We start from the raw sequence: 24,895 nt of genomic DNA, 5'->3' as shown, positions 1-24,895 counted from the left end.
GAGACGTCCTGGAGCATCCGCCGGCTAGGGACGAGAACAAGGAATCCTATGACAACCCGGCCCCGCATCAGTGACAGAGAGCTACTTGTCCTTTCTGTCGTAGCTACGTGAGCGTAGGGCCTCACCAACTGAGGAACGGGGGCGGTCACATGGGCAATATGGCGTCGCCTGCTTGTCGTGCGCTCTCTGGCCTGGAGAGGAACACCCGTCGGGTTGGTCGATCGGTTTCCGTGACGACGACGGCGATCTCCTCCCCGACCTCAAAGTCTGCTCCTGGACTTGCCGCAGGCCGGCCGTGGACTTCTCTGAGGGGGACCAGCCCGATAACTCCGTCTCCGAGGTCTACGAAGATACCGAGGGGAAGCAACACCTTCTGGACCGTCCCGCGCAGCTCTTGGCCGACCACGGTGCGGTCGGCGAAGGCATGAAGGGGGTCGGGCTGGAGTGCCTTCAAGGACAGTCTGGCCTCCGCGTTGAAGGTGTCGAACTGGAGGAACTCGCACGAAACACGCTGCCCGACCTGAACGACATCGGCGGGAGCATCGATGTGCCGCCAGGACAGTTCGGGGATGACAATGAACCCGACCCCGGGCAGGGTGGGATGGGCAGGCCCGTCGTCCAGGGCTACGAAGACCCCGAACCGTTCGATCGCCGCGACGGTGCCGGACAGGATCTCGCCACGGTGCAGTGACTCCAGGAACGCCCAGAGTTCCGGGCTCGCAGACTGCCAATCCATGCCCGCCACCCTGGCACACGACGTCGTCTGCCAGCCAGACCTCAAGGTCCTAGCAGCAGCCCGCCTCTCGGCCGGCCATGCCGGACTCATCCAGCACGCTGCGACTCCGCCCGGGCGCGCAATTACCCTGTTACATACTGCCACAAGCGGCCGAATACAGTTTCTTCGCTATAGCCAGCGAGAGACAATGCGACAGCAGAGACGAGGAGCGATACTGCCGCAACGAACAGGGCAATCCGCCCCATTCTGAACGTGTCGATTGAAGCACCCATCGATGCGACTGCAGCCAGGATTTCTCGGTACCCCTTGCCAGCCTCAAGTAGCCCGGCGAGCCGATTTTCCTGATTGCTTCTGATCAGCGCATTGAGACCTTGCGGCTCTCTCGCATCACGCCCAGCAAGTCGGAGGCGCTCCTCGATGGCGGGGGAGTCTTTTATCACCAACTCAGCCTCCTCATCAAAGGAGGAATGCGACGCATTTCGCAAGCGTACATCTCGCTCGACGCTTGCCAGGTCAAGACTCGCAGATAGAAAATCATCCCGCAGCGATGCAAGTCTCTTGCCTGAAAATCTCCCATGCCGATTACGGGCACGGTCTCGCAGAGAAGCACGTTCCTGCGACTTGGAATCGATCATGTGCGAGACACCCAACAGGACGGCGAGACCGTTTATACGCATTGCCACATACCCGGCAAGCCCAGCAGGATTCGCCCCTCCGTAAAATTGGAGGTCCCCGATTGCAGACGTAATTTGAGGAACGCTACCCCAGAGTGCATAGCAATTTTTCAGAGCAGGGCACAAGCTCTCATCCACCGGCTCCAGGAGCATTCGAGGAAAATCCTCTGACACCCAATGCCTAAATTCACTTCTTGTTACCCCTAGCGCCCTCAATGGGTCTCTCAGTTGAGATGCATCCGCCTGCGGGTCTGTCGGATCAAACTCCCTCAGCAAGACAAGGTCGATGGCCGGCTGGGGCACACTCTTGGCTTCGAACCAACCTGGACAGTGCTCCGCAAGCCAGGCTCGCGCCGCACCGTGCAGTGACGCCCTTTCCTGTTGAGTGACGCCGAGGCCAGCCGAAAGTCGATTCTCAGCCCGAGGACGCCCCGGCCTCATCACCATCCGCGGCTCATGAGGTCCTTGCCAAACCGAGTTAACACATGCAGCCCCTGCGGATGACATCCGAAAGAAGGCAACAACTGCTGTCAACCCACCTCCAATCTGGATCGCTGTCAGCCCGATGGATGAAAACTGCCATGGAAGTTTTCGTGTCACACCATCCGGGTGATACCACGACGCATTGGCAGAGTGCACTTCACCCAGACGCCACCAGGAGCCGCCTGAATTTCCCCGAGATCTCTCCAGATGCTCCTGATTACCTTGCCCGATCCCGCTCCAGACCCGGCGGCGATCCCAAGAATTCCGCTCCAGAGAGGTCTTCAGTCTCTCAAATTCACTTGGCGGGAAGAATTCCACCAACCAAACGGCTGGGATTTCGACAACTTCCGCATCCGGTACTTCCAGATTTCTCGACGAGTCATCCAGGCTCCATGCGATATTCCGCCTGTGCTCGTCGAACGGAATCAGGTAATTGACACCGAAATTTAGCGCTTGACGCCAAGAAAGAGGGAATCGTCGCCCCAGTCGCGACCCCGAAAGAGCTGAGAGCCCCTTGTAGGGGAGGTCGTACCAACGCCGACCGTGCCCAATCGCAGGCACTGCATCATATGCATCGCGAATGAATCGCGACCTTTCTTCACCGTCGCTAACCATCCGCCGAAATCCATTCCTTCCTCCCACCTTCGAAGACCTTCAAGGAAGTCACTCCCACCCCTGCAAGGAAATATCCTGGCCGCTTGACAAGTATTTCTCCAGCGCGCTGGCCGTGGTGTCAACGAAGGTGCCGGGGATAGTACTGGTGTCGACCCATCGGACCTGGGAGTGCTTGCGCGGTTCGCGGTTTTCGGGCTCGCCCGTCCAGTCGTGGGCGGCGAAGACGACCGTGAGGAAACCGTTGGGGGCTTCAACGCCCCAGGCACCGTGGATGATGTGGGCAACCTTGAGGGACTCGGGCTTCACCACGAGGCCCGTCTCCTCGTAGAGCTCGCGGACCGCGGTCTCCGTGATGGGCTCGCCCGGTTCGCTCTTGCCGACGGGCAGGTCCCACATCCCCTGGGCGAACTTCGCGTTCTCGCTGCGCTGGAGGAGGACGACGCGGTTGGTGGCCTTGTCGTGGACGATGACGGCCGCGACCAGCAGGGTCATGGATTCGAGCGCAGGCTTTAGGGCCCTCGGCTGGTCGTCGGTCTGCTGGGCCACGGTGTTCCCTTCGTCGGGCGGGTTGTTGGGCATGTTAGGCGAGGGCCTCGCGGGCGCGGCGGGCGAGATCGGCAGCGCCGGGAACGCGGCGGCGCTGGTAGACCGCGAGGGTGGAGCGGATCGAGGCGATCGCCTTGCGCGTGCGGTCGGAGGTCATGCCCTCCATGAGGACAAGGGCCTGGGACCAGGCGGCGACGGCTTCGTCGGCGCGGGCCTGGGCGGCGAGGCTGTCGCCGAGGTCGGCGTGGGTGAGGGCATGGACGCGCTTGTACTTCTCGGGGTCCCAGCGGGTGAGGGCGTCTCGGTGCTGCTGTTCGGTGCCGACGTGGTCGGCAAGGTCGGTGAGGGTGCGGGCGGTGTGGCTGGCGACGGTGCCGGCGGCCGGTCCGCTCACACGGGAGTAGCTGGGCTGAGGGCCATCGTCCCGTAGGAGGGCGTCCTCGGCAGCGAGCAGGGCGCGTGCGGCCGACGGGTTCTCGTTCGTGGCTGCGTAGGCGCGGGCGTGGGTGATGTGGAGAAGTGCCTCGGTCTGGCCGTCGACGTGGCCGAGACCTGTGCGTAGGGCGCCTTCGACGAGGTCGACGCAGTGGTGGGGCTGCTTGAGGCTGAGGGCCTGGTGGGCGAGGGCGCGCATCATCCAGGCGGCGTGGCCGTGGGGGTCGGCTTCGCAGGCGAGTTTGTAGCCGACCTGGTAGTAGCGCTGGGCGGCGCCTTCCTGGCCGAGGTCGTGGTGCTTCCACCCTGCGAGGTAGGCGAGTTCGGCGACGGCGCCGAAGGCGGCCCGGCGTAAGCCTTCGCTGGGGAAGCGCCCGTGCAGCATGGGGGCGGCTGTGTCGGCGAGGTACGCGGTGACGGTGGTCAGGCCGTGCCCGCCGCCGAGGCGCTCGTCGGCCGCGCTGAAGGCCGCGGTGATCTGCCGTACGACGTCCACGTCCTCCGCGCCAACCAGGGACGTGCCGGTGCGGGCGCGGAGCATGCGGGCGGTGGCTTCGTGGTCGTATCCGAGTGGCATGGCGACGCCGGCTGTGGTGAAGGCCGCGATGGCGAGGAAGCGGCGGCGCTCGACGTCGGCCCGGCCCAGGTCGGTAGCCGCGAGGACGGGGTCGGCTTCCGCCGACGCTTCGTCATCGCCGGTCTGGAGGCCGACCTCGGTCTGGGTGATCGTGCGTCCCGCTCGGCGGGACAGCGCCTCGGACAGGTACTGACCTACCCGGCCGGACGGGGCGCGGGTGCCGTTCGCCCAGTGCGAGATGGCCGACTTGTTGGTCTGGAGGATCTCGCCGTTCTCTGCGGCGATGCGCCGCACGTCTCTGGCGAGGGCCTCGTAGGTGCAGTCGACCGCCGCGATGACGTCGCGCAGACGGGAGTTGGGTTCTCTCTGCGCCGCCACGATCGCCTCCGCCCTGGAGCTGTAAACCGCGTATACCGCTTCAACTGCCTTCCACCGTACCCACTCAGCGTGACCACCGGTTCACTTATCAGCAGCCGCCCGGAACGGCACGACCGTGATCCAGGCTCCCCCTTGGTCCGGGCGGCACCCCGAAGTTCCGTACGACCACACCGGGCTCGGGCATTCCTGTGCCCGAACCCGGCCGATCAGAGACGGAGACACGGTGACCACCATCGACACCACGGCCATCACGGTCGAACTGCCCGAGGCGTTCGACCCGCGCTGGAGCCGCCTGCCCGGCATCCAGGTCGACGGCCGACGCATCACGATCGACCCGGCCCAGTACTTCTTCCGCTTCGAGTCCAACACCTGGCTCGTCGCCGACTGGGAGCTGGTCAAGTCCCAGCTCCTGGACGTGTACGAGACGACCGAGAGCGCGGTCGAGCAGCTCGCGCTCGACTTCATCAAGCAGCGCAGCAACTCCACCTCCGACGCCGCCCGCGTCGTGGCCACCGCGTACGAGGTGTACGCCTACCTCTTCCGCGACGAGCACCTGGCCGGCCTCGGCCTCCCGCAGATCACCGCCGACCACCTGCGGATGCTCCGCGAGGCCGCCACGCTCATGGCGCTCAACAAGGTCGAGCTCGACGGGCACATCTCCAACGTCGGACCGTGCTGGTTCTTCCCCGCCGCCACCTCCGTCGTCTTCGACCTGGACGACGAGATGGGCGGGATGCTCGACGAGGTCTACCACGGCGGCTGGTTCAACGAGCACCGCCGGATCGAGTCCATCAAGGCCCACGCCGCCCTCGGCGGCCGGCTCGTGCACGGCTGCCAGTCCGTGCCGGACCAGTCCGGCGGCGTGGTCGCGCCCTACGGTGCCTCGATGGCGAACTTCCGCGACGACCTCACGGCCTTCAAGGCGGGCTGGATCGAGCAGGTCTACGCCCACCGCGTGAACCCCGCCGCGTAACCACCACCCGATCAGGCTCCGGGGCGGGCCAACACCCCTCGCCCGCCCCGGACGCCACCACCCCTCCCCGGAGCCCCCACGTGCCCACGAACCCCAGCGCCGAACTCCTCGACAACCTGCTCACCGCGACCGGGCAGACCACCGCCGTACGGGAGGTGGTACGCGTGTGGTCCATGTCCGGCGTCGAGCGCGTGACCTTCCCCGACGGCACCACAGCCATCTTCAAGTACGCCAAGAAGCCGTTCGACAGCGAGGACCAGGCCCTCCACCTGGCCCACACCCTCGGCGTCCCCGTCCCCCAGGTCCACGCCTCCGCCGTCCTGGACGGCTGGCTCGGCGTGCTCATGGAGGACCTTGGACCGTCCGTCCGCGAGGCCGACGACCTTGACGGCGTCGCCGCGGCCGTGGTCCTGCACGGCACCCGTACGGCTCCGCCGTTGCCCGTCCTCGACCAGGACCGGCTGCGCGCACTTCCGGTCCGGGCGCTGGAACACCTCGAACGGCTGCGCAAGGCCGACCGGTGGCAGGACGCCGACGACGTCGAGGACGCGCTTGACCGGATCGCCCAGGCCGCCGAAGCCCGCTCGACTGGAGCGACGCTGGAACCGTTCGGATGGGTGCACTCCGAGTTCCACCCCACCAGCCTCCACATCGGCGAGCACGGCTGGCGGCTGCTCGACTTCGCCCGCGCCTTCACCGGCCCCGGCCTGCTCGACCTCGCCAGCTGGCACGGCACCATCGAGCCCCCGCACCCCATCCGCCTCCGCGTCTTCCTGGAGCAGTACGTCACCGCCGGCGGCACCCCCGACGCCCTCGCCCCGCGCGGCGGGCTCACCGCCGAACACTGGGCCCTGGGCTGGCACCGCATGTGGGCCGTCGAGTGGTTCATGGAGCAGGCCGTCCGCTGGATCAACGACCCGGCCACCGACCCCGCCTACATCAAGGCCGTCCGCCGCCACCTCACCGACGTCCTCCACCTCCTGGAGATCTGACGTGCTCGCCCAGGCATCCCCCTGGCACGCCCACGCCCTCCAACGCACCGCCGCCGGACTCGCCGAACCCCTGTCCGTACCCGCCCGGATGGAGTGGACGACCCGGCCCGGCCAGGGACCTGGCGCCGAGATCCTCGGCCCTGACCTGCGCGGCAAGCGACTCCTGGAACTCGGCTGCGGCCCCGGCCACAACGCCGCCCACCTCGCCACCCGCCACGGCGCCCACGTCACCGGCGCCGACCTGGTCGGCCTCCAGGTCCGCCGCGCCCGCTCCCACTACGGACGGCTGAACAACCTCACCTTCGTCGCCAGCCACGCCCTGCACTACCTGCACGCCTCCGACGAGCAGTTCGACGCGATCTACTCCGTCTTCGGGGCCATCGGTCTCGTCGCTCCCGAGCTCCTGCTCCCGGCCATCGCCCAGCGCCTTACGCCTGGACGAGTGCTCGCCTTTTCCGTCCCCCACCCGCAGCGTGGCGGCCGAAGCCCTTCCGGCGACGACCGGCCTCGCCGCGACTACGTCACCCTCCCCGACCGCACCCGGCTCCCCATCGCCCGCTGGGAGTTCGACACCGACCGCTGGGAGAGGCACCTCAGCCGGGCGGGCTTCTGGCTTACCTCGGCCCAGGAGTTCCACGACCCCCGCATGGGCCACTGGCCCACCACCCTGCTGATCCGTGCCCGCAAGCTCTGACCAGTCATTCGCCCCGGCTTCCCCTGGAGGAACCGATGCGCCCGCCCTACCTGCTTCTCGACATCGACGGCGTCCTCATACCCTTCCCTGGCCAGCACGGCTCGCCCCCGGCCACGCACGCCCGCCACGACGTTGTCCCCGCCGGTCGCAGCGCCGACAACCCAGTCACCGTCTGGCTCAACCCCGACCACGGCCCCATGCTCATGGACGTGATCCGCACCGGCCTGGTCACCCCCGTCTGGTGCACCAGTTGGCGGCAGGACGCCACCACCCTCATCGGGCCCCTCCTGGGCCTCCCGACGCTGCCGTACGTCGAGCTGCCGCGTCCGCAGATCACCACCAGTCACCCCAACGGCTACCTGTGGAAGCGCGACCACGTCGACGCCTGGCTGGGCGACGCGCCCGCCGTCTGGATCGACGACGACTTCACCGGTCTCGACCACGCCTGGGCGGCGGAGCGCACTGCCAAGGGAACGGCGACCCTCCTCATTCAGCCCGACCCGCGCCTCGGTCTACAGCCCGAGCACCTGACCGAGGTCACGAGGTGGGTCGCGCAGTTATCCGCAGCCCGCGCCGCCTGACGACTGATGCCCTCGCTAACACGAGCAGCGGGGCATCAGGGCATCAGAGTGTTGCTCGCGCGTGAGCCGTCTGCGGTCTGTGGCACGTATCGGCGCTGCCGATGTCGGAGTCGGCTGGAACACTGCGGTCGTGATCAACGAGATGACCCCAGACCTTTCTGGTGCTCCCGCCGGCTCCTGGCCACCCAGAGCGCAGGCATGGCTCGCAGGCACCTCCTGGGAACAGCTGCCGCACGTCTGTACGGGCCGGCACAGTGTGCCTGACACTCCGGACATCCTCGGCGCTGTGCTCGCCACCGACCCGGCCCGCCGGGGGCGGGCGGTGGGGGATCTGTATCGGCTGCTCCTCAATCGGGAGCAGGTGTTTCCGGCAACCGCTCCGGCAGCCTTGGTCCTCGCCTGTCTTCTCGACGATCCGCGCACCCTCGCCGAGGGCCGGTGGGAGCGCAGGGCCGGTCGGCGGTCGCTTCGCACCGAGCTGCTGAACTGGCTGGCTTCGTTCGCCGACATCGCCCGCCTGGACGTCGAGGACGGCGTCGGCACGGCGCAGGATCTGGCTGCCGCTCGTGCGGCGAGGCCAGTACTTCACGACCGCATCGCCGGTTTCTGCGACGCCGACGATCCACTGGTGAGGGAGGCCGCGCTCGCGGCCACCGCCCTGCTCCTGGCCGACCCCGCCCTCGCCCCCTCCGTGCCCCGGTACGCGCCCACAGTTCGCAAGGTCCTTGCCGTGAGCGCGGACTCGTACCACCGGTGGATCGCCCGGGAACGGCTGGCTGCCTGGGGTGAGGACGTCACCAGTCTCGCCGCTGCCGAGGAGGAGCGCCGCGCGGCCCTGGACCGGGCAGGCGAGTTGGCGGAGGACCCGTTCAGCGGCAAGGGGCAGGAGCAGGCGATCCGCTGGCTGGAAGAGCAACCCGAGGACACCGCGGCGCCGGAACGACTCGGCCGCCGACGTGAGCACCGGACCGCGCCCATACCGGCCGCCCTGCACGAGCCGGCACCCGAGCCGCCCGTGGCGGCCCCGGGGAGCGAGGCGGGGTACCGCGGCCAGTGGCGGATCGCCCGGGAGGAGGAGCGCGCCGAGTGGACCTTCACACCGTACATAGGAGTCGGCCCCCTGCACTTCGGCATGACCCTGGAAGAGATCACCCGTGCGCTCGGCGAAGAACCGGCCGTCTCGTCCTACTCCCACCACGGCGAAGACCAGCAGCTCAACTACGCCGACTTCACGGAGATCGGGATCAGGGCCCTCTTTCACGACGGCCGCCTGGGGTGCGTCGCCGCAGACGCTCTCACCGGCCCCCAGGTGAGACTGGAAGCGGCCCCGCTGACCGGCTGCGCACCTTCCCACGTGGAGGACTGGCTCCTCCACCGCACCACACGGCCTGACAGCCTGGCGTACAGCGTCGCCGGCGATCCGGTCTTCACCGACCTCGGCCTGGCAATCCGCTCCCAGCGGGCCGACGACGTCGTCCTGACCCGCCCCCTCTTCCTGCTCCACGACTGGCTCGACCTATGGCACGCACTGCCCAGAGAAGAATGGAACGGCTCTTGAATCGTGGTCCGGCGATCGGCCTCACCTGAGTGCGGGCTGACCGGAGCCACGCACCTGTCCACCGGAGCGCGTGGGAAATCAACGTGAGCAGCTGTGTAGCTGACAGACGGCTGGCCGTTGAATCGCCCGGGTGTCCCCTCCCCGACGCGTGTGGCGGGGAGGGGACACCCGGGGTCAACGGTGTCGACTGCGCTCTTCGGGCCTCGTGGCCACTGCTGTGGCCGGTGGCTGTGGGCGTGGCGGACACGGTCGAGGTGCCGCTCTACACCCACCTGTGGCCCGACTCCGAGGAGCAGACCCGGGCCGCCGTCGGCAATGCGTACGCGGACCAGTCAGCCGATGCCCAGCCGTAGGTCGACAAAGCGGCGTAACCGCTCCCCTGCGTGCCGGACACATCCAGCACGATGCGGACTCTGAACGGACCGCAAAGGCCGCCCAACCCGCTCCACCACAGGTCAGACGGCCTTTCGTCGAGCGAATTAGACGTTAAACCTGAACTCCACCACGTCGCCGTCCTGCATCACGTACTCCTTGCCCTCCATGCGGGCCTTGCCCGCCGCGCGGGCGTCCGCCACCGAGCCCGTTTCGACCAGGTCCGCGAAGGAGATGACCTCGGCCTTGATGAAGCCCTTCTGGAAGTCGGTGTGGATCACACCGGCCGCCTCCGGGGCCGTCGCGCCCTGCTTGATCGTCCAGGCGCGGGATTCCTTCGGGCCGGCCGTCAGGTAGGTCTGGAGGCCGAGGGTGTTGAAGCCGACGCGGGCCAGGGTGGCCAGGCCGGGCTCCTCCGCGCCGACGGACTGGAGGAGCTCCATGGCGTCCTCGTCGTCCAGCTCCGCGAGGTCCTGCTCCAGCTTGGCGTTCAGGAAGATCGCCTCGGCCGGGGCGACCAGGGCGCTCTGCTCGGCCTTGAAGGCGTCGTCCGTCAGCTCGTCCTCGTCGACGTTGAAGACGTAGAGGAAGGGCTTGGTGGTGAGCAGGTGGAGGTCGTGCAGCAGCTCCGCCTTCTCCGAGCCCTGGACGATGCCCTGCGAGAAGAGGGTGTCGCCCTTCTCCAGGATCGCCTGGGCGGCCTCGACCGCGGCGACCTTCGGCGCCGTGTCCTTCTTGATCCGCATCTCCTTCTGGAGGCGCGGCAGGACCTTCTCGATGGTCTGGAGGTCGGCGAGGATCAGCTCGGTGTTGATCGTCTCGATGTCGTCCTTCGGCGAGACCTTGCCGTCGACGTGCACGACGTTCTCGTCCTTGAAGGCCCGGATGACCTGGCAGATCGCGTCCGACTCGCGGATGTTCGCGAGGAACTTGTTGCCCAGGCCCTCGCCCTCGCTCGCGCCGCGCACGATGCCCGCGATGTCGACGAAGTCGACGGTCGCCGGGAGGATCCGCTGCGAGCCGAAGATCTCCGCGAGCTTGTCCAGGCGCGGGTCCGGCACGCCGACGACGCCGACGTTGGGCTCGATCGTGGCGAACGGGTAGTTGGCCGCCAGCACGTCGTTCTTGGTCAGGGCGTTGAACAGGGTCGACTTGCCGACATTCGGCAGGCCGACGATTCCGATCGTGAGCGACACGGTGGCGACTTCCCTAGATACGGATGATGGGGACGGTGGGTCGATCCCCCAGTTTACGGGCCGCCGCCAAGCCCACCGCCCAGGCACCCGCCGCCCAAGCGCTGGTAGCCCCGCACCGGGCCAAGACGGGCCTCTTCGCGCCAAGGTCACCCAAAGGGCGTGTCCCGCACCCGGTTATCCGCCCTTCCCGACCTACGTTGGTGGGGTGGAGCAGCACAGAACACGCAAGCCGCAGCCCCGCCGTCCCGCCGCGGGCCGGTCGCAGGCCCCGTTGACGCCGCCCGGTGTCACCCCGCCCGGCGCCCCCGGCGCGCTCGTCGAGGGCGCCGCCGTCTACCGGGTCGCCGCCCGCCCCCGCCCCGGGCGGCCGCGGGTCGAGCGGCCCGCGCCGCCCGTCGTGGTGGCGCTGCGCAGGCTGCCCAACCCCCGGCTCACCGGGCTCGGCGCCGGACTGTTCGCGTCCGCCGTGATGCTGGTGATCGGCCTGCTCGACCTGCTGATCCTGGACGGCTCGCCGCTCGCGTACGGGCTGCTGTTCCTGCCGGTCAGCGCGCTCACCGCGCTCTGGGTCCGTACCGCCGACCTGGTCACCGCGCCGATCAGCGTGCCCATCGCCTTCGCGGTCGGCGTCGTGCCCATCTCCGGCGGTACGGGCGGGGTCGGCGGCCAGGCGATGGCCCTGGTCACCGCGCTCGCCGTGCACGCGGGCTGGCTGTACGGCGGCACCCTCGTCGCCGGTCTGATCGCCAGCGTCCGCAAGATCCGCGACATGGGCCGCCGCCAGCGCCCCGCCACCGCGCCCGCCGCCGCTCAGGCCCCCGAGGCCCCGCCCGTACGGCCGACCCGGCGGCCCGCCCCCGAACGGGGCTAACCGACGGCTAACCGGCGGACGAGGCCGCCCGCGCCGCCATCGCCGCGCCCACGATCCCCGCGTTGTTCTGCAGCTCCGCGGGGACGATCTCGGCCTCGATGCCGTCCAGGTACGGCAGGAAGCGGTCGGCCTTCCGGCTCACGCCACCGCCGATGATGAACAGCTCCGGCGAGAACAGCATCTCGACATGTGCCATGTACCGCTGGAGCCGCCGGGTCGCCCAGTGCTCCCAGCTCAGCTCCTCGTCCTCGCGCGCCTTCGACGACGCCCGCTTCTCGGCGTCGTGGCCCTTGAGCTCCAGGTGGCCCAGCTCGGTGTTGGGCACCAGCCGGCCGTCCACGAAGACCGCCGAGCCGATGCCGGTGCCGAGGGTCAGCAGAATGACGGTGCCGTGGCGGCCGCGCCCCGCGCCGAAGGTCATCTCGGCGATCCCGGCCGCGTCGGCGTCGTTCAGGACGGTCACCGGCAGTCCGCCGAGCCGGTCGCCGAGCAGCCGGCCCGCGTCCACGCCGACCCAGCTCTTGTCGACGTTCGCGGCGGTACGGACGGTGCTGCCGGTGACCACACCGGGGAAGGTGACACCGACCGGGCCCGCCCAGCCGAAGTGCTGGACGACCTCCACCACACTGTCCGCGACCTCGTCCGGGGTCGCGGGCTGCGGGGTGAGGACCTTGTGGCGGGGCTCCGCCAGGTCGCCGATCTCCAGGTCCACGGGCGCGCCCTTGATGCCCGAACCGCCGATGTCCACTCCGAAAACGTTGACGTTCATGGACGCAACGTTACGGGCCGGAGCCCTCCGTCACCCGGCTATCGGGCACCCGGGCGCCGGGCCACGCTCGTACCGCTTACGCGGCGCCGCCCTCGGCCAGCAGCGCCGCCGCCTCCGCGCGCAGGTCGCGGTTGCGCAGTTCCTTCGGCAGCGAGAAGGTCAGCGACTCGTCGGCGGTCTTCACCAGCTCCACGTCGGCGTAGCCGCGCTCCGACAGCCACTCCAGGACCTCCTGCACCAGGATGTCCGGGACGGACGCGCCGGAGGACAGGCCCACGCTGGTGACGCCCTCCAGCCAGCTCTCGTCGATCTCGCTGGCGAAGTCCACCAGGTACGCGGCGGGCGCGCCCGCCTGCTTGGCGACGTCGACCATGCGCTGCGAGTTGGAGGAGTTCTTCGAGCCGACCACGATGACCAGCTCGGACTCGCCGGCCAGCTCCTTGATCGCGATCTGGCGGTTCTGCGTGGCGTAGCAGATGTCGTCGGACGGCGGGGAGATCAGCTGCGGGAACTTCTCCTTCAGCGCGTCCACCGTCTCCATCGTCTCGTCGACCGAGAGCGTGGTCTGGGACAGCCACACCACCCGGGACGGGTCGCGGACCTCGACCTTGGCGACGTCCTCGGGGCCGTCGACCAGCTGGATGTGGTCGGGGGCCTCGCCGGAGGTGCCGATGACCTCCTCGTGGCCCTCGTGGCCGATGAGCAGGATGTCGAAGTCCTCGTTGGCGAACCGCACGGCCTCCTTGTGGACCTTGGTCACCAGCGGGCAGGTCGCGTCGATCGTCTTGAGCCGGCCCTCTCGGGCCTCCTCGTGGACGGTCGGGGCGACGCCGTGCGCGGAGAACATCACGATGTTGCCCGGCGGCACCTCGGTGGCCTGGTCGACGAAGATCGCGCCCTTCCGCTCCAGGGTCTGCACGACGTACTTGTTGTGGACGATCTCGTGCCGGACGTAGATCGGGGCGCCGTACTGTTCGAGGGCCTTCTCCACGGCGATCACGGCACGGTCCACGCCCGCGCAGTAGCCGCGGGGAGCGGCGAGCAGGACACGCTTCGGGCGGTTGGTGGCGGGCGTCGCAGTCATGGTCCCCATCGTAAGGCCGCGCCGGTGCCCGCCCGGCCGGGCCTCGGCCGGGGCACCGGCCGAGGACGCGCCCACGCATCGGGCGACATCAGGCGGCAACCGGCGGCGTTTTGGTCAGCGGGATGGCCGCCGCCGTGGCCGACACTGACGCCATGGCTGGAGATGCGCAGGTGGCGGACGCGGGCGGCCCCGACCGGCCCGGCGGAGGTCCGGGACGCCCGGGACACCCGGGGCCCGCGGACCACGAGTCGCTTCGACGGAATCTCGGTTTCCGGGATCTGGTGGTGTACGGGCTGCTGTTCATCGCCCCGATGGCGCCCGTCGGCGTCTACGGCACCCTCGACGCCAAATCGCACGGCGCGGTCGCACTCGTGTACGTGGTGGCCACCGTCGCCATGGGCTTCACCGCCTTCAGCTACGCCCAGATGGTGCGGGTCGCCCCGCGCGCCGGGTCCGTCTTCACGTACGCGCGCACCGCGCTCGGCGAGGGCCCGGGCTTCATCGCGGGCTGGATGGCGATGCTCGACTACCTCCTCATCCCTGCCGTCGCCTACCTCTTCGCGGGCATCGCGATGGAGTCCCTGGTGCCGTCCGTGCACCGGTGGGTGTGGACCGCGATCGCCGTCGTGGTGACCACCCTGCTCAATCTCTGGGGGGTACGGGCCGCCGCCCGGGTCGGCTTCGCGGTCCTGGTGATGGAGATCGTGGTGCTGCTGGTCTTCGTGGTGTCGGCGGTGGTGGTGCTCGTACGGGACGGTGCACAGCGCGACTGGTGGTCGCCGCTGACCGGGGACGCCGGGTTCTCGGCGGCGGCCGTGGTGGGCGCGGTGTCGGTGGCGGTGCTCTCCTACCTGGGCTTCGACGCGATCGCCTCCTTCGCGGAGGAGGTCACCGGCGGGTCCCGGCAGGTGGCCAGGGCCGTACTGCTCTGCCTGGTGCTGGTCGGCGTGCTGTTCGTGGCGCAGACCTGGCTGGTGGCGCTCCTCGAACCGCTGTCGTCGGCGGAGCTGGCGGCCGATCCGGCGAAGCAGGGCTCGGCCTTCTACGACGCGGTCGACTCGGCGGTCGGCGGCTGGCTGCACGATCTGGTCGCGGTGTCGAAGGCGATCGGCGCGGCCTTCGCGGCGCTCGCCGGGCAGGCGGCGGGCGGGCGGCTGCTGTTCGCGATGGGCCGCGACCGGCGCCTGCCGCACGCCCTGGCCCGTACGGACGGGGGCGTGCCGCGGGTGGCGCTGCTCGTCTCGGCGACCGTGACCATGATCGCCGCGCTGTGGGCGGCGCGCCGGGACGACGGCCTCGACCATCTGGTCTCGGTCGTCGACATCGGCGCCCTGACGGCGTTCGTGCTGCTGCACGCGAGCGTGGTGGGCTGGTTCGTGGTCCGCCGGATGGCGGGCCCGCCCCGCTGGCTGGCCCATCTGGTGCTGCCGGTGCTCGGCTCGGCCATCCTGATCGCGGTGATCGTGGAGGCGTCGGCGGCGGCGCAGGTGGTGGGTGTGGTCTGGTTCGCGGTGGGGCTGGTGGTGCTGGCGATGCAGGGAACGCGACGGGCCGAGCCCTAGCCGAGCCCTGAGCCTTGCGTGGTGCGGGCAGGTGGGTGGGCGAACCTGCGGGGGTCTGTCCGACCGTCCCGTTACGCTCGGCGCATGGGTCTGAACACGTCAGCGGAAGCGCCGTTGCCCGTCGGCGAGGTCTCCCGGCTCATCGGCGGGTGGATCGACCGGCTCGGGGCGGTGTGGGTCGAGGGACAGATCACGCAGTTGTCGCGGCGGCCGGGGGCCGGGGTGGTGTTCCTGACCCTGCGCGATCCGTCGTACGACATCTCCATCAACGTCACCTGCTACCGCCAGGTCTTCGACGCCGTCGCCGATGTCGTCGCCGAGGGCGCCCGGGTCGTCGTGCACGCGAAGCCCGAGTGGTACGCGCCGCGCGGGACGCTGTCGCTGCGGGCGGTGGAGATCAAGCCGGTCGGCATCGGCGAGCTGCTCGCCCGGCTCGAACAGCTGAAGCGGACGCTCGCCGCCGAGGGCCTGTTCGCGCTGGACCGGAAGCGGCCGGTGCCGTTCCTGCCGCAGCTGGTCGGGCTGGTCTGCGGCCGGGCGTCGGCCGCCGAGCGCGATGTCCTGGAGAACGCCCGCCGCCGCTGGCCCGCCGTCCGCTTCGAGGTGCGCAATGTGGCCGTGCAGGGCGTGAAGGCGGTGCCGCAGGTGGTGCAGGCGGTCAAGGAGCTGGACGCGCACCGGGACGTGGACGTGATCATCGTGGCCCGGGGCGGCGGCAGCGTCGAGGATCTGCTGCCGTTCTCGGACGAGCAGCTGGTACGGGCGGTCGCCGAGTGCCGTACGCCCGTCGTGTCGGCCATCGGCCACGAGCCGGACTCGCCGCTCCTCGACCTGGTCGCCGACCTGCGCGCGTCCACCCCGACCGACGCCGCGAAGAAGGTGGTCCCGGACGTCGGCGAGGAGCTGGAGCGGGTGCGCGGGATGCGGGACCGGGCGCTGCGCGCGGTGCGCGGGCTGCTCGACCGCGAGGAGCGCGGGCTCGCGCACGCGCTGGCCAGGCCGGTGATGGAGCATCCGCAGCGGATGGTGGAGGTGCGCGAGGACGAGCTGGCGGCGCTGCTCGCCCGCAGCCGCCGCACCCTCGGGCATCTGCTCGACCGGGCCGACTCGGAGCTCTCGCACACCCGCGCGCGGGTCCGGGCGCTCTCCCCGGCCGCCACCATGGAGCGCGGTTACGCGGTGCTCCAGCGGGCGGACGGCGCGGTGGTCCGGGACCCGGCGGAGGTCGGGGCCGACGAGGAGCTGCGGGCGCGGGTCGCGGCGGGCGAGTTCCGGGTGCGCAGGCTGCCCGACGGACCGGCGTGACGACCGCCTCTCACCCCCACCGCACCCCGCCACGAAGCACGAACACGAGCACGAGCACGGAGGACCCACAGGACATGGCGAACGGCAATGGCAATGGCAAAGACGGGAAGGCCAAGGGCGGGAGCGTCGGCGCCGACGCGGCCGGAACGGCCGGAACGGCCGAGGGCCTCGGCTACGAGCAGGCCCGCGACGAGCTGATCGAGGTCGTTCGGCGGCTCGAAGCGGGCGGAACGTCCCTGGAGGACTCCCTCGCGCTCTGGGAGCGTGGCGAGCAGCTGGCCAAGGTGTGCCGGCACTGGCTCGAAGGGGCCCGGGCCCGGCTCGACGCCTCGCTGGCGGCCGAGCGGGCCGCCGACGGGCGCGAGGAGGGCGCCGACGACGCGTGACACCTGTGCCGTACACTCACCTGTGAAGCGGATCACTATCCGCTTGGGATAGTTGAAACTTCACCTACTGCGGGCGTACTGTCGGGTCATCGCTCGAACCCCCCGTCGAGCGAGCACCCGTTTTGCAGTTCGGAAGGTACGCAGCATGTCTCTCGTCCTCGACGCCACCGCACAGGACCTCCTCTTCCGCGAGGCCCGCACCGCCAACACGTTCACCGACGAGCCCGTCACGGACGAGCAGATCCAGGCGATCTACGACCTGGTGAAGTTCGGCCCGACCGCCTTCAACCAGACCCCGCTGCGTGTCACCCTGGTCCGCTCCGAGGAGGCCCGTGACCGCCTGGTGGCGCACATGGCCGAGGGCAACCAGGCCAAGACCAAGGCCGCCCCGCTGGTCGCGATCCTCTCCGCGGACAACGAGTTCCACGAGGAGCTGCCCGCCCTGCTCCCGCACTTCCCGCAGGCCAAGGACGTCTTCTTCGCCGAGCGTCCGGTCCGCGAGCAGTCCGCCGCGCTGAACGCCGCCCTCCAGGCCGCGTACTTCATCGTCGGCGTCCGCGCCGCCGGTCTGGCCGCGGGCCCGATGACCGGCATGGACTACGCCGGCATCCAGAAGGAGTTCCTGGACGACGACCACACCCCGCTGATGGTCGTCAACATCGGCAAGCCGGGCGACGACGCCTGGTTCCCGCGCTCCCCGCGCCTCGGCTACGACGACGTGATCACCACCGTCTGATCCGGTCGTGAGTACGGCGAAGGCCCCCGGTGCGGTGCACCGGGGGCCTTCGCCATGTTCGCCATGCCCGGGTTCGGATCAGACCTTCTTCGACTGGAGCGCGCCCGCCATCTGCGCAAGCCGCTCGAACGACGCCGTGCCGGTCACGACGGTCGTCGCACCGCCCTCGGTCCGCACCAGGGCGTCGTACTTCGGGCCCTCCCAGCGCTGCCACACCTGCCCGGCCACGGTCTGGGTCTTCCCCGTGTCCTTGGCCTCGTGCGTGACCTTCGGCACGTACTTCTTCGGCTCCGCGGTGGACTGCTGGATCGCCACGTACTGCGTGTCGGGGTCCAGGAAGCCCAGCTTCCAGGCGTTGTCCGCCTGGCGGTCGTACGAGACGACCGTCGCCTTCCAGTCCTCGCCCAGGCCCACGGGGGCCAGCACCGGATAGGGCGCCGCCCGCTGGGCCGTGAGGAGTTCGACCCGGTAGTCCTTGGCCTCGACCGGGTTCGCCTTCTCGTCGTGCGGGATGAAGATGTACATCACGCCCGCGGCGATCATGATCACCGCGAGGGACTGGAACATCCCGCGTACCGTCTGCCTGCCTCGCTTACCTGCCACGCCCTTATGGTCGCATCCGGGGTTCGCGCTCATCCGTGGGGCCCTCTGCTCAATTTGTCGACGTGGCGATAGAGTCACTGCACCCTCTTTTTTTCCGGCCGTCGCCGTACAGAAAGGTGCGCTCCGATGACCGAGCACCACTTGCCGCCCGAACTCGAGGTCTCTCCCGAGGCCCCCGACCGCAACCTCGCCCTTGAGCTGGTCCGGGTGACCGAGGCCGCCGCCATGGCCGCCGGTCGCTGGGTCGGCCGCGGCGACAAGATCGGCGCGGACGGCGCGGCGGTCAACGCCATGCGGACCCTGATCTCCACCGTCTCGATGAACGGCGTCGTCGTCATCGGCGAGGGCGAGAAGGACGAAGCCCCGATGCTCTTCAACGGGGAGCGCGTCGGCGACGGGACCGGCGCCGAGGTCGACATCGCGGTCGACCCGATCGACGGCACCACCCTGAACGCCAAGGGCATGCCGAACGCGATCGCCGTCCTGGCCGCCGCCGACCGCGGCACCATGTTCGACCCGTCCGCCGTGTTCTACATGGACAAGCTGGTCACCGGCCCCGAGGCCGCCGACTTCGTCGACATCAACGCGCCCGCCTCGGTCAACATCCGCCGGGTCGCCAAGGCCAAGGGCATGACGCCCGAGGACGTCACCGTGGTCATCCTGGACCGCCCCCGTCACGAGGGCATCGTCAAGGAGATCCGCGAGACCGGCGCCCGGATCAAGTTCATCTCCGACGGCGACGTGGCCGGTTCGATCATGGCCGTCCGCGAGGGCACCGGCGTCGACCTGCTGATGGGCGTCGGCGGCACCCCCGAGGGCATCATCTCGGCGTGCGCCATAAAGTGCCTCGGCGGTGTCATCCAGGGCAAGCTGTGGCCCAAGGACGAGGCCGAGCGCCAGAAGGCCCTGGACGCGGGCCACGACCTGGACCGGGTGCTGACCACCAACGACCTGGTCTCCGGCGAGAACGTCTTCTTCGTCGCCACCGGCATCACCGACGGCGAGATCCTGCGCGGGGTGCGCTACCGCTCCGAGACCGCGACCACCCAGTCGCTGGTCATGCGCTCGAAGTCCGGCACGATCCGCCAGATCGACTCGACCCACCGTCTTTCGAAGCTGCGCGCGTACAGCCAGATCGACTTCGACCGCGCCAACTGACGCGCGGCGGTACGGACGGTACGAAGAGGGGCGCCCCCATGTGCGGTGGGGGCGCCCCTTCCCGTACGGGCGGCGCGAAGCGAAGTCCCTGTGGCCCGTCGGCGCGGCCGGGTCAGCCCGCCTTGGCGATCCGCTCCGCGGTGGCGGCCTTGCGCAGCTCGACCTCACGGCGGCGGCGCCGGGCGAGCACCACACGGCGCTCGGCGGCGGTGAGCCCGCCCCACACCCCGTACGGCTCGGGCTGGAGCAGCGCGTGCTCCCGGCACTCGACCATCACGGGGCAGCGGGCGCAGACCCGCTTGGCGGCCTCCTCGCGGGAGAGCCGGGCGGCGGTCGGCTCCTTGGAGGGGGCGAAGAAGAGTCCGGCCTCGTCCCTGCGGCACACGGCCTCCGCGTGCCAGGGACCGGCTTCGTCCTCCCGAGCGGGGATGCGCTGGGGCGGCACGGCGGCGACCCGGAGGGGCTGATGCGGCGAGTGCAGCACGGTCTACTCCTGACGACGGCTTCCGCGAGCGAGCGACGATGCACCAGCCCTACCCGCTGTGCGCGCGCCTATGCACTGCGTACCGTGCCGTTCCGCAGCCCGGACACCGGACGGCGAATTCCGGTCAGGTCCAGGCCACGGCCTCAGCTCTCCAGGCGCTTGCGGAGCTTGTCGCTGATGAGTCCCTGCAGGTCGGTGACCCACTTGCCGCGCTTGGGGCGCGCCTCGACGTTGCCGAAGACCGAGTAGCCGTTGATCATCACGACCGGGGCCTGCGGGTCGGCGCCCTCCAGGGTGACCACCTCGAAGTTGCCGAAGATGCCGGTGCCGCTGCCGCGCAGGGTCACGTTCTCCGGGACGCGGACCTCGACGTTCCCGAAGATCGAGGTGGCGTTGATGGTGGTGAGGCGCTGGGCGAAGATCGCCTCGGTCAGGTCGATCTCGATGCTGCCGAACAGCGCGAAGGCGTTGGTGCGGCGGCCCACCCGCCAGCGGCCCTTGCGGGTCGAGGAGGAGAACACCGCGATCATGTTCTCGGCGGGTCCTTCGGCCTCCTCGGGGCCGTAGAACGGCGCGGCCGCCGGCTGCGCGGCCGACCGGTCGGCGGGCAGGTCCCGCACGATCGGCTCCAGCTCGCCCACGGTCTTCGCCCGGTAGACGGCGTCGATCCGGTCCGAGTGCTCCTCGGCGTCGATCCGCCCCTCGGCCAGGGCGTCCCTGAGGATGTCCGCGATGCGGTCCCGGTCGGCGTCCGAGGCGCGCAGCGACCCCTGGGGATCGGCGAATTCGGGCGCCGGGGCAGGGGCGGGAGCCGGCGCGGGTGCCGGTGCCGGCGCGGGGGCCGACGCGGGGGCGGGCGGCTGCTGGGGCTGCTTTTCGAGGTCCACGACCTCAGCCTAGCGAAACGCGATAGATCGCGACTAGGGGGTGTTCCCGGGCGCGGCGCCCGGCCACTGAGCCTTACCTCACAGGATCGGCGGTCCCGCCGCGTCTTACGCTGGAGGGCGCGCCCGCCAACGGAGGCGGTCGCTGCTGTCGCCGAGTGAGGAATGGCTGCCCCCATGCCAGAGTTTTCGTACTCCGATCTGCTCCCCCTGGGAGAGGACACCACGCCGTACCGCCTGGTGACCTCCGAAGGCGTCTCGACCTTCGAGGCCGACGGCCGTACGTTCCTCAAGGTCGAGCCGGAGGCGCTGCGCGAGCTGGCCGCCGAGGCGATCCACGACATCCAGCACTACCTGCGCCCGGCGCACCTCGCGCAGCTGCGGCGGATCATCGACGACCCGGAGGCGTCGAGCAACGACAAGTTCGTGGCGCTCGACCTCCTGAAGAACGCGAACATCGCCGCGGCCGGTGTGCTGCCGATGTGCCAGGACACCGGCACCGCGATCGTCATGGGCAAGCGCGGCCAGAACGTGCTGACCCGGGGCCAGGACGAGGAGGCCCTGAGCAAGGGCATCTTCGACGCGTACACCAAGCTCAACCTGCGCTACTCGCAGATGGCCCCGGTGACCATGTGGGAGGAGAAGAACACCGGCTCGAACCTGCCCGCGCAGATCGAGCTGTACGCGACCGACGGCGGCGCGTACAAGTTCCTCTTCATGGCCAAGGGCGGCGGCTCCGCCAACAAGTCCTTCCTCTACCAGGAGACGAAGGCCGTGCTCAACGAGGCGAGCATGATGAAGTTCCTGGAGGAGAAGATCCGTTCGCTCGGCACGGCGGCCTGCCCGCCGTACCACCTGGCGATCGTCGTCGGCGGCACCTCGGCCGAGTTCGCGCTGAAGACCGCCAAGTACGCCTCCGCGCACTACCTGGACGAGCTGCCCACCGAGGGTTCGGCCGAGACCGGCCACGGCTTCCGGGACAAGGAGCTGGAGGAGAAGGTCTTCGAGCTGACGCAGAAGATCGGCATCGGCGCGCAGTTCGGCGGCAAGTACTTCTGCCACGACGTGCGCGTGGTGCGGCTGCCCCGGCACGGTGCCTCGCTGCCGGTCGCGATCGCCGTGTCCTGCTCGGCCGACCGCCAGGCGGTCGCGAAGATCACCGCCGAGGGGGTCTTCCTGGAGCAGCTGGAGAAGGACCCGGCGCGCTTCCTGCCGGAGACCGAGGACGCGCACCTGGACGCGGGCGAGGTCGTGAACATCGACCTGAACCAGCCGATGGACGCGATCCTGGCCGAGCTGACCAGGTACCCGGTGAAGACCCGGCTCTCGCTGACCGGTCCGCTGGTCGTGGCGCGGGACATCGCGCACGCCAAGATCAAGGAGCGGCTGGACGCGGGCGAGGAGATGCCGCAGTACCTGAAGGACCACCCGGTCTACTACGCGGGCCCGGCGAAGACCCCCGAGGGCTACGCCTCCGGTTCCTTCGGTCCGACCACGGCCGGCCGGATGGACAGCTACGTCGAGCAGTTCCAGGCGGCGGGCGGCTCCAAGGTGATGCTGGCCAAGGGCAACCGCTCGCAGCAGGTGACCTCGGCGTGCGACGCGCACGGCGGTTTCTACCTGGGTTCGATCGGCGGCCCGGCGGCCCGGCTGGCGCAGGACTGCATCAAGAAGGTCGAGGTCGTCGAGTACGAGGAGCTCGGCATGGAGGCGGTCTGGAAGATCGAGGTCGAGGACTTCCCGGCGTTCATCGTCGTCGACGACAAGGGCAACGACTTCTTCCAGAACCCGGCGCCCGAGCCGACGTTCACCCACATCCCGGTGCGCGGCCCCGGCCTCGGCTGAGTCCCCGCGCCCAGGGCACGGCGGTACGGCGGCGCCCCTCGGTCCGGTACGGATCGGGGGGCGCCGCCCTTTTCCCGTACGGGAGTACGGGGCGGCCCGCCCTGCTCGATCCGCACAGAAATCCGCTACCGAGCGGTAGCCTTCCCGTTCCCTACTGGTCAGTATGGGCCGCGAGCATGTCAACCGTTTCGCATCTCACGCGTCTCACGCGACTCACGCGACTCACGCGTCTCGCAGGTCGACCACTCGGGAGCCCCCACATGCCTTCCATCCCCACCTCGCGCGCCCCGCGCGCCCCGCGCGCCAAGGCGGTCGCCGCCGCCGGTGTCACCGCCGCCGTGCTCGTCCTCGGCGCCGCGCCCACCGCCTCCGCCGCCGACCCGGACAGCCACCACACCTCCACCGCCGCCATCAAGGACGTCGACTACACGACCTGGCGCAAGGACGTGGCGGCCGTGGCCGCCCAGGCCGGGCCGTACCTGAAGGAGCGTGCCGAGGACGCCCACGGCGAAAAGCAGGCGATCGTCCTCGACATCGACAACAGCTCCCTGGAGACCGACTTCCACCCCTTCTGGGAGCTGCCGACCCCGGCCATCCCGGAGATCCGCCAGCTGGTGCGGGACGCCAAGGCGCGCGGCACGGCGGTCTTCTTCGTGACCGCCCGCCCCGGCATCATCTTCTCGCTCACCGACTGGAACCTGAAGCAGGCCGGATACCCGGTCGACGGTCTTTACGTGCGCTCCCTGCCCGATCTGTTCGCCGAGGTCAGCACGTACAAGACGGCCAAGCGCGCCGAGATCGAGGCCAAGGGCTACACGATCGTCGCGAACATCGGCAACAACACCACCGACCTGGTCGGCGGGCACGCGGAGCGCACCTTCAAGCTGCCGGACTACGGCGGCAAGCTGTCCTGACGGCCACTCACGCCCTACCGGGTCGTGATGTGGAACTCCATGCGCTCGTAGTCGCCGTCCGGGGTCACCCGGATGTAGCCGTGGGCGTTCTTGAAGTCGCCGGTGCCGCCGGTGACGGCCACGTCGAAGGCGGCGGCCTGCGGTTCGGTGGTGTCCATCGTGGTGAGGCCCTGGGCGGCGAGCTGGCCGCCGGGGCCGCCGTCCAGGACGAAGGTGCCGACGCAGGCCGCGTCGGCCGAGTCGCCCGAGACCCGGACCACCGAGCAGGTCACGCCGTCGCGGCCGACCGGGTCGCCGCCCTTGGTGCGGTACAGGTCGTCCGCGAAGGTGAAGGTGTCGCCGACCTTCGGGGCCGGTGGCGCGGCGGACTCGCTCGACGTCGACGCCGACTCCGACGCCGACTCCGAGGGGGACGCCGACTCCGACGAGGAGTCCGACGGGGACGCGGAGGTGCCCGGGGCCGGGACCTCCTTGGCGTACAGGGTGAACTCGAAACCGTCGCCGTCGTCGGCCGCGGCGGCGCTCGCCGGGGCGGCGGCGCCGAGGGTGACCACGGCGACCGTGCTCACGCCCAGCGCGCCGAGCCGGGCGAGCCGCCCGGCCCTCCGGCCGCCGGTCCTCGTGAAGCTGCGGATCATGCCGTCCTCCATCCGGGTGGCGGATCTCCCCCTAGGGCCTGTCCGACCCTGATCCGCCGGACACCCCCGAGGCCCGCCCACCATTGTCCGGCGGGGCCCGGTGGCCCGCACCAGGACAGGCGTGTGGATGATGTGTCTCATGTCAGAGAGAGCTCCGATACGTACGGCCGTCCCCGCCGCCCTCGCCCTCGCGGCGGCCGGACTGCTGCTCACCGGCTGCGGCACCGCGAAGGACGCCGGTGCCCCTGGTGACCCGTCCGCCGCGCCGCCCGCCGCGGGAACCACCGCGAGTGCCGCCGCGACCCCGTCCGAGACCGCCGGGTCCGGGACCGCGAAGGCCGCCGTGCCCGCAGGTTCGCTGGGCGGACCCGGCACCGCGTGCCCGCTGCCGGTCTCGTTCTCGCTCGCCAAGGACTGGAAGCCGAAGGCGGTCACCCCGCCCGCCGACCCCGACCTCGCCGAGCTGACCCGGCAGGGCCCGGCCACCATCGTCTGCGAGATCGACGCCAAGCCCGCGGGCAACATCGGCTTCCTGCGCGTCTGGACCGCCCCCAAGGGCTCCGCCAAGGCCACCCTCGAAGCCTTCGTGAAGGCCGTCAAGGGCTCCAAGGGGCTCGCCCTGACCGACATCAAGGCGGGTGCGCTCCCCGCCGTCGAGGGCAGCTACAGCGTCTACAGCGAACTGCTCGAAGAGACCAAGGAGTCGCGTACGTTCGCCGTCGAGACGCCGAAGAACACGCTCCTGATCGAGCTCGGCGGGATGGACACCGAGGAGTACCGGGAGATGCTCCCGGCGTACGAGCTGGCGAAGTCGACCCTCAAGGGCCGGTAGCCACCGAAGCGGAG

At 69.9% G+C, this 24,895-nt stretch carries 25 protein-coding genes; 14 read left to right on the top strand and 11 right to left on the bottom strand.

Annotated elements, in window-relative coordinates; all coding sequences use genetic code 11:
• Window positions 1-145: 145 nt before the first annotated feature.
• The 4 genes from ACIPXM_RS04600 to ACIPXM_RS04585 form a co-directional block, all read right to left on the bottom strand.
• The gene (locus tag ACIPXM_RS04600) at window positions 146-736 is read right to left on the bottom strand and encodes a S1 RNA-binding domain-containing protein (protein WP_401651855.1); all 591 of its coding nucleotides are present in this window, start codon (window positions 734-736) and stop codon (window positions 146-148) included.
• Window positions 737-858: 122 nt separating this feature from the next.
• Window positions 859-1,371, bottom strand: a complete 513-nt coding sequence (locus ACIPXM_RS04595) for a hypothetical protein (RefSeq protein ID WP_401651853.1) — start codon at window positions 1,369-1,371, stop codon at window positions 859-861.
• 1,185 nt (window positions 1,372-2,556) lie between these two features.
• Window positions 2,557-3,087, bottom strand: coding sequence for an NUDIX domain-containing protein (locus ACIPXM_RS04590; protein ID WP_401651851.1), 531 nt, complete (start codon window positions 3,085-3,087; stop codon window positions 2,557-2,559).
• 1 nt (window position 3,088) lies between these two features.
• Window positions 3,089-4,444, bottom strand: coding sequence for a tetratricopeptide repeat protein (locus tag ACIPXM_RS04585; protein ID WP_401651849.1), 1,356 nt, complete (start codon window positions 4,442-4,444; stop codon window positions 3,089-3,091).
• Between the two features lie 223 nt (window positions 4,445-4,667).
• On the opposite strand from ACIPXM_RS04585, the gene ACIPXM_RS04580 reads away from it, so the two are divergent.
• From ACIPXM_RS04580 to ACIPXM_RS04560, 5 genes are all read left to right on the top strand, one after another.
• Entirely contained in the window at window positions 4,668-5,417 is a 750-nt protein-coding gene (locus ACIPXM_RS04580; RefSeq protein WP_401651847.1) for a hypothetical protein, read from the top strand.
• Between the two features lie 80 nt (window positions 5,418-5,497).
• Window positions 5,498-6,409, top strand: a complete 912-nt coding sequence (locus ACIPXM_RS04575) for a phosphotransferase family protein (RefSeq protein WP_401651845.1) — start codon at window positions 5,498-5,500, stop codon at window positions 6,407-6,409.
• 1 nt (window position 6,410) lies between these two features.
• On the top strand, window positions 6,411-7,103 hold the full coding sequence (locus ACIPXM_RS04570; protein WP_401651843.1) for a class I SAM-dependent methyltransferase: 693 nt from the start codon (window positions 6,411-6,413) through the stop codon (window positions 7,101-7,103).
• Between the two features lie 35 nt (window positions 7,104-7,138).
• Window positions 7,139-7,684, top strand: a complete 546-nt coding sequence (locus ACIPXM_RS04565; protein ID WP_401651841.1) for an HAD domain-containing protein — start codon at window positions 7,139-7,141, stop codon at window positions 7,682-7,684.
• A gap of 130 nt (window positions 7,685-7,814) precedes the next feature.
• The gene (locus ACIPXM_RS04560; protein WP_401651839.1) at window positions 7,815-9,242 is read left to right on the top strand and encodes a hypothetical protein; all 1,428 of its coding nucleotides are present in this window, start codon (window positions 7,815-7,817) and stop codon (window positions 9,240-9,242) included.
• A gap of 479 nt (window positions 9,243-9,721) precedes the next feature.
• Here the strand turns inward: ACIPXM_RS04560 and ychF are convergent, their stop codons facing one another.
• Entirely contained in the window at window positions 9,722-10,810 is a 1,089-nt protein-coding gene (gene ychF / locus ACIPXM_RS04555; protein WP_401651837.1) for a redox-regulated ATPase YchF, read from the bottom strand.
• Window positions 10,811-11,015: 205 nt separating this feature from the next.
• Here ychF and ACIPXM_RS04550 point away from each other — a divergent pair, with 205 nt between their 5' ends.
• Window positions 11,016-11,681, top strand: coding sequence for a DUF6542 domain-containing protein (locus ACIPXM_RS04550; protein ID WP_401651836.1), 666 nt, complete (start codon window positions 11,016-11,018; stop codon window positions 11,679-11,681).
• Window positions 11,682-11,688: 7 nt separating this feature from the next.
• Here ACIPXM_RS04550 and ppgK read toward each other — a convergent pair whose 3' ends face one another.
• Window positions 11,689-12,450: a polyphosphate--glucose phosphotransferase gene (ppgK, locus tag ACIPXM_RS04545; RefSeq protein ID WP_401651834.1), complete on the bottom strand. Its 762-nt coding sequence runs from the start codon at window positions 12,448-12,450 to the stop codon at window positions 11,689-11,691.
• Window positions 12,451-12,526: 76 nt separating this feature from the next.
• On the bottom strand, window positions 12,527-13,543 hold the full coding sequence (locus tag ACIPXM_RS04540; RefSeq protein ID WP_401651833.1) for a 4-hydroxy-3-methylbut-2-enyl diphosphate reductase: 1,017 nt from the start codon (window positions 13,541-13,543) through the stop codon (window positions 12,527-12,529).
• Between the two features lie 143 nt (window positions 13,544-13,686).
• On the opposite strand from ACIPXM_RS04540, the gene ACIPXM_RS04535 reads away from it, so the two are divergent.
• The 4 genes from ACIPXM_RS04535 (at window position 13,687) to ACIPXM_RS04520 (ending at window position 17,523) form a co-directional block, all read left to right on the top strand.
• Window positions 13,687-15,096, top strand: coding sequence for an APC family permease (locus ACIPXM_RS04535; RefSeq protein ID WP_401651832.1), 1,410 nt, complete (start codon window positions 13,687-13,689; stop codon window positions 15,094-15,096).
• Between the two features lie 84 nt (window positions 15,097-15,180).
• The gene (gene xseA, locus ACIPXM_RS04530) at window positions 15,181-16,401 is read left to right on the top strand and encodes an exodeoxyribonuclease VII large subunit (protein ID WP_401651830.1); all 1,221 of its coding nucleotides are present in this window, start codon (window positions 15,181-15,183) and stop codon (window positions 16,399-16,401) included.
• A 74-nt stretch (window positions 16,402-16,475) separates the two neighbouring features.
• A complete protein-coding gene (locus tag ACIPXM_RS04525) occupies window positions 16,476-16,787 on the top strand; it encodes an exodeoxyribonuclease VII small subunit (protein ID WP_401651828.1) in 312 nt (103 codons plus the stop codon).
• Window positions 16,788-16,932: 145 nt separating this feature from the next.
• Window positions 16,933-17,523, top strand: coding sequence for a malonic semialdehyde reductase (locus ACIPXM_RS04520; protein WP_401651826.1), 591 nt, complete (start codon window positions 16,933-16,935; stop codon window positions 17,521-17,523).
• Window positions 17,524-17,601: 78 nt separating this feature from the next.
• Here ACIPXM_RS04520 and ACIPXM_RS04515 read toward each other — a convergent pair whose 3' ends face one another.
• Window positions 17,602-18,126 carry a DUF4245 domain-containing protein gene (locus ACIPXM_RS04515; RefSeq protein ID WP_401651824.1) on the bottom strand — a complete coding sequence of 175 codons (525 nt, stop codon included), beginning with the start codon at window positions 18,124-18,126 and terminating at the stop codon, window positions 17,602-17,604.
• Window positions 18,127-18,252: 126 nt separating this feature from the next.
• Between ACIPXM_RS04515 and glpX the strand changes: the two genes are divergently transcribed.
• Window positions 18,253-19,284: a class II fructose-bisphosphatase gene (gene glpX, locus ACIPXM_RS04510; RefSeq protein ID WP_401651822.1), complete on the top strand. Its 1,032-nt coding sequence runs from the start codon at window positions 18,253-18,255 to the stop codon at window positions 19,282-19,284.
• A 112-nt stretch (window positions 19,285-19,396) separates the two neighbouring features.
• Here glpX and ACIPXM_RS04505 read toward each other — a convergent pair whose 3' ends face one another.
• Both ACIPXM_RS04505 and ACIPXM_RS04500 read right to left on the bottom strand, forming a co-directional pair.
• On the bottom strand, window positions 19,397-19,768 hold the full coding sequence (locus tag ACIPXM_RS04505) for a WhiB family transcriptional regulator (protein ID WP_401651820.1): 372 nt from the start codon (window positions 19,766-19,768) through the stop codon (window positions 19,397-19,399).
• A gap of 143 nt (window positions 19,769-19,911) precedes the next feature.
• The gene (locus ACIPXM_RS04500) at window positions 19,912-20,655 is read right to left on the bottom strand and encodes a DUF1707 domain-containing protein (RefSeq protein WP_401651818.1); all 744 of its coding nucleotides are present in this window, start codon (window positions 20,653-20,655) and stop codon (window positions 19,912-19,914) included.
• A gap of 174 nt (window positions 20,656-20,829) precedes the next feature.
• Between ACIPXM_RS04500 and ACIPXM_RS04495 the strand changes: the two genes are divergently transcribed.
• Both ACIPXM_RS04495 and ACIPXM_RS04490 read left to right on the top strand, forming a co-directional pair.
• Window positions 20,830-22,497 carry a fumarate hydratase gene (locus ACIPXM_RS04495; RefSeq protein WP_401651816.1) on the top strand — a complete coding sequence of 556 codons (1,668 nt, stop codon included), beginning with the start codon at window positions 20,830-20,832 and terminating at the stop codon, window positions 22,495-22,497.
• Window positions 22,498-22,757: 260 nt separating this feature from the next.
• Window positions 22,758-23,411 (top strand): HAD family acid phosphatase, encoded by a 654-nt coding sequence (locus ACIPXM_RS04490; protein ID WP_401651815.1) that lies wholly within the window; start codon window positions 22,758-22,760, stop codon window positions 23,409-23,411.
• Between the two features lie 14 nt (window positions 23,412-23,425).
• Here ACIPXM_RS04490 and ACIPXM_RS04485 read toward each other — a convergent pair whose 3' ends face one another.
• The gene (locus ACIPXM_RS04485; protein WP_401651813.1) at window positions 23,426-24,049 is read right to left on the bottom strand and encodes a hypothetical protein; all 624 of its coding nucleotides are present in this window, start codon (window positions 24,047-24,049) and stop codon (window positions 23,426-23,428) included.
• A 139-nt stretch (window positions 24,050-24,188) separates the two neighbouring features.
• On the opposite strand from ACIPXM_RS04485, the gene ACIPXM_RS04480 reads away from it, so the two are divergent.
• Window positions 24,189-24,881 carry a lipoprotein gene (locus ACIPXM_RS04480; protein WP_401651811.1) on the top strand — a complete coding sequence of 231 codons (693 nt, stop codon included), beginning with the start codon at window positions 24,189-24,191 and terminating at the stop codon, window positions 24,879-24,881.
• Window positions 24,882-24,895 lie beyond the last annotated feature (14 nt).

The organism is Streptomyces sp. NPDC090025, assembly GCF_044748125.1.
Taxonomy (GTDB): Bacteria; Actinomycetota; Actinomycetes; order Streptomycetales; family Streptomycetaceae; genus Streptomyces.
The sequence above is the reverse complement of the archived record's forward strand: the minus strand, read 5'-3'. Positions and strand labels throughout refer to the sequence as shown.

Coding starts and splice junctions, on each gene's coding strand:
- ACIPXM_RS04485 (WP_401651813.1), bottom strand. CDS start 24,049: ATGATCCGCAGCTTCACGAGGACCGGCGGCCGGAGGGCCGGGCGGCTC.
- ACIPXM_RS04600 (WP_401651855.1), bottom strand. CDS start 736: ATGGATTGGCAGTCTGCGAGCCCGGAACTCTGGGCGTTCCTGGAGTCA.
- ACIPXM_RS04595 (WP_401651853.1), bottom strand. CDS start 1,371: ATGATCGATTCCAAGTCGCAGGAACGTGCTTCTCTGCGAGACCGTGCC.
- ACIPXM_RS04520 (WP_401651826.1), top strand. CDS start 16,933: ATGTCTCTCGTCCTCGACGCCACCGCACAGGACCTCCTCTTCCGCGAG.
- ACIPXM_RS04565 (WP_401651841.1), top strand. CDS start 7,139: ATGCGCCCGCCCTACCTGCTTCTCGACATCGACGGCGTCCTCATACCC.
- ACIPXM_RS04535 (WP_401651832.1), top strand. CDS start 13,687: ATGGCTGGAGATGCGCAGGTGGCGGACGCGGGCGGCCCCGACCGGCCC.
- ppgK (WP_401651834.1), bottom strand. CDS start 12,450: ATGAACGTCAACGTTTTCGGAGTGGACATCGGCGGTTCGGGCATCAAG.
- glpX (WP_401651822.1), top strand. CDS start 18,253: ATGACCGAGCACCACTTGCCGCCCGAACTCGAGGTCTCTCCCGAGGCC.
- ACIPXM_RS04540 (WP_401651833.1), bottom strand. CDS start 13,543: ATGGGGACCATGACTGCGACGCCCGCCACCAACCGCCCGAAGCGTGTC.
- ACIPXM_RS04590 (WP_401651851.1), bottom strand. CDS start 3,087: ATGCCCAACAACCCGCCCGACGAAGGGAACACCGTGGCCCAGCAGACC.
- ACIPXM_RS04525 (WP_401651828.1), top strand. CDS start 16,476: ATGGCGAACGGCAATGGCAATGGCAAAGACGGGAAGGCCAAGGGCGGG.
- ACIPXM_RS04480 (WP_401651811.1), top strand. CDS start 24,189: ATGTCAGAGAGAGCTCCGATACGTACGGCCGTCCCCGCCGCCCTCGCC.
- ACIPXM_RS04495 (WP_401651816.1), top strand. CDS start 20,830: ATGCCAGAGTTTTCGTACTCCGATCTGCTCCCCCTGGGAGAGGACACC.
- ACIPXM_RS04490 (WP_401651815.1), top strand. CDS start 22,758: ATGCCTTCCATCCCCACCTCGCGCGCCCCGCGCGCCCCGCGCGCCAAG.
- xseA (WP_401651830.1), top strand. CDS start 15,181: ATGGGTCTGAACACGTCAGCGGAAGCGCCGTTGCCCGTCGGCGAGGTC.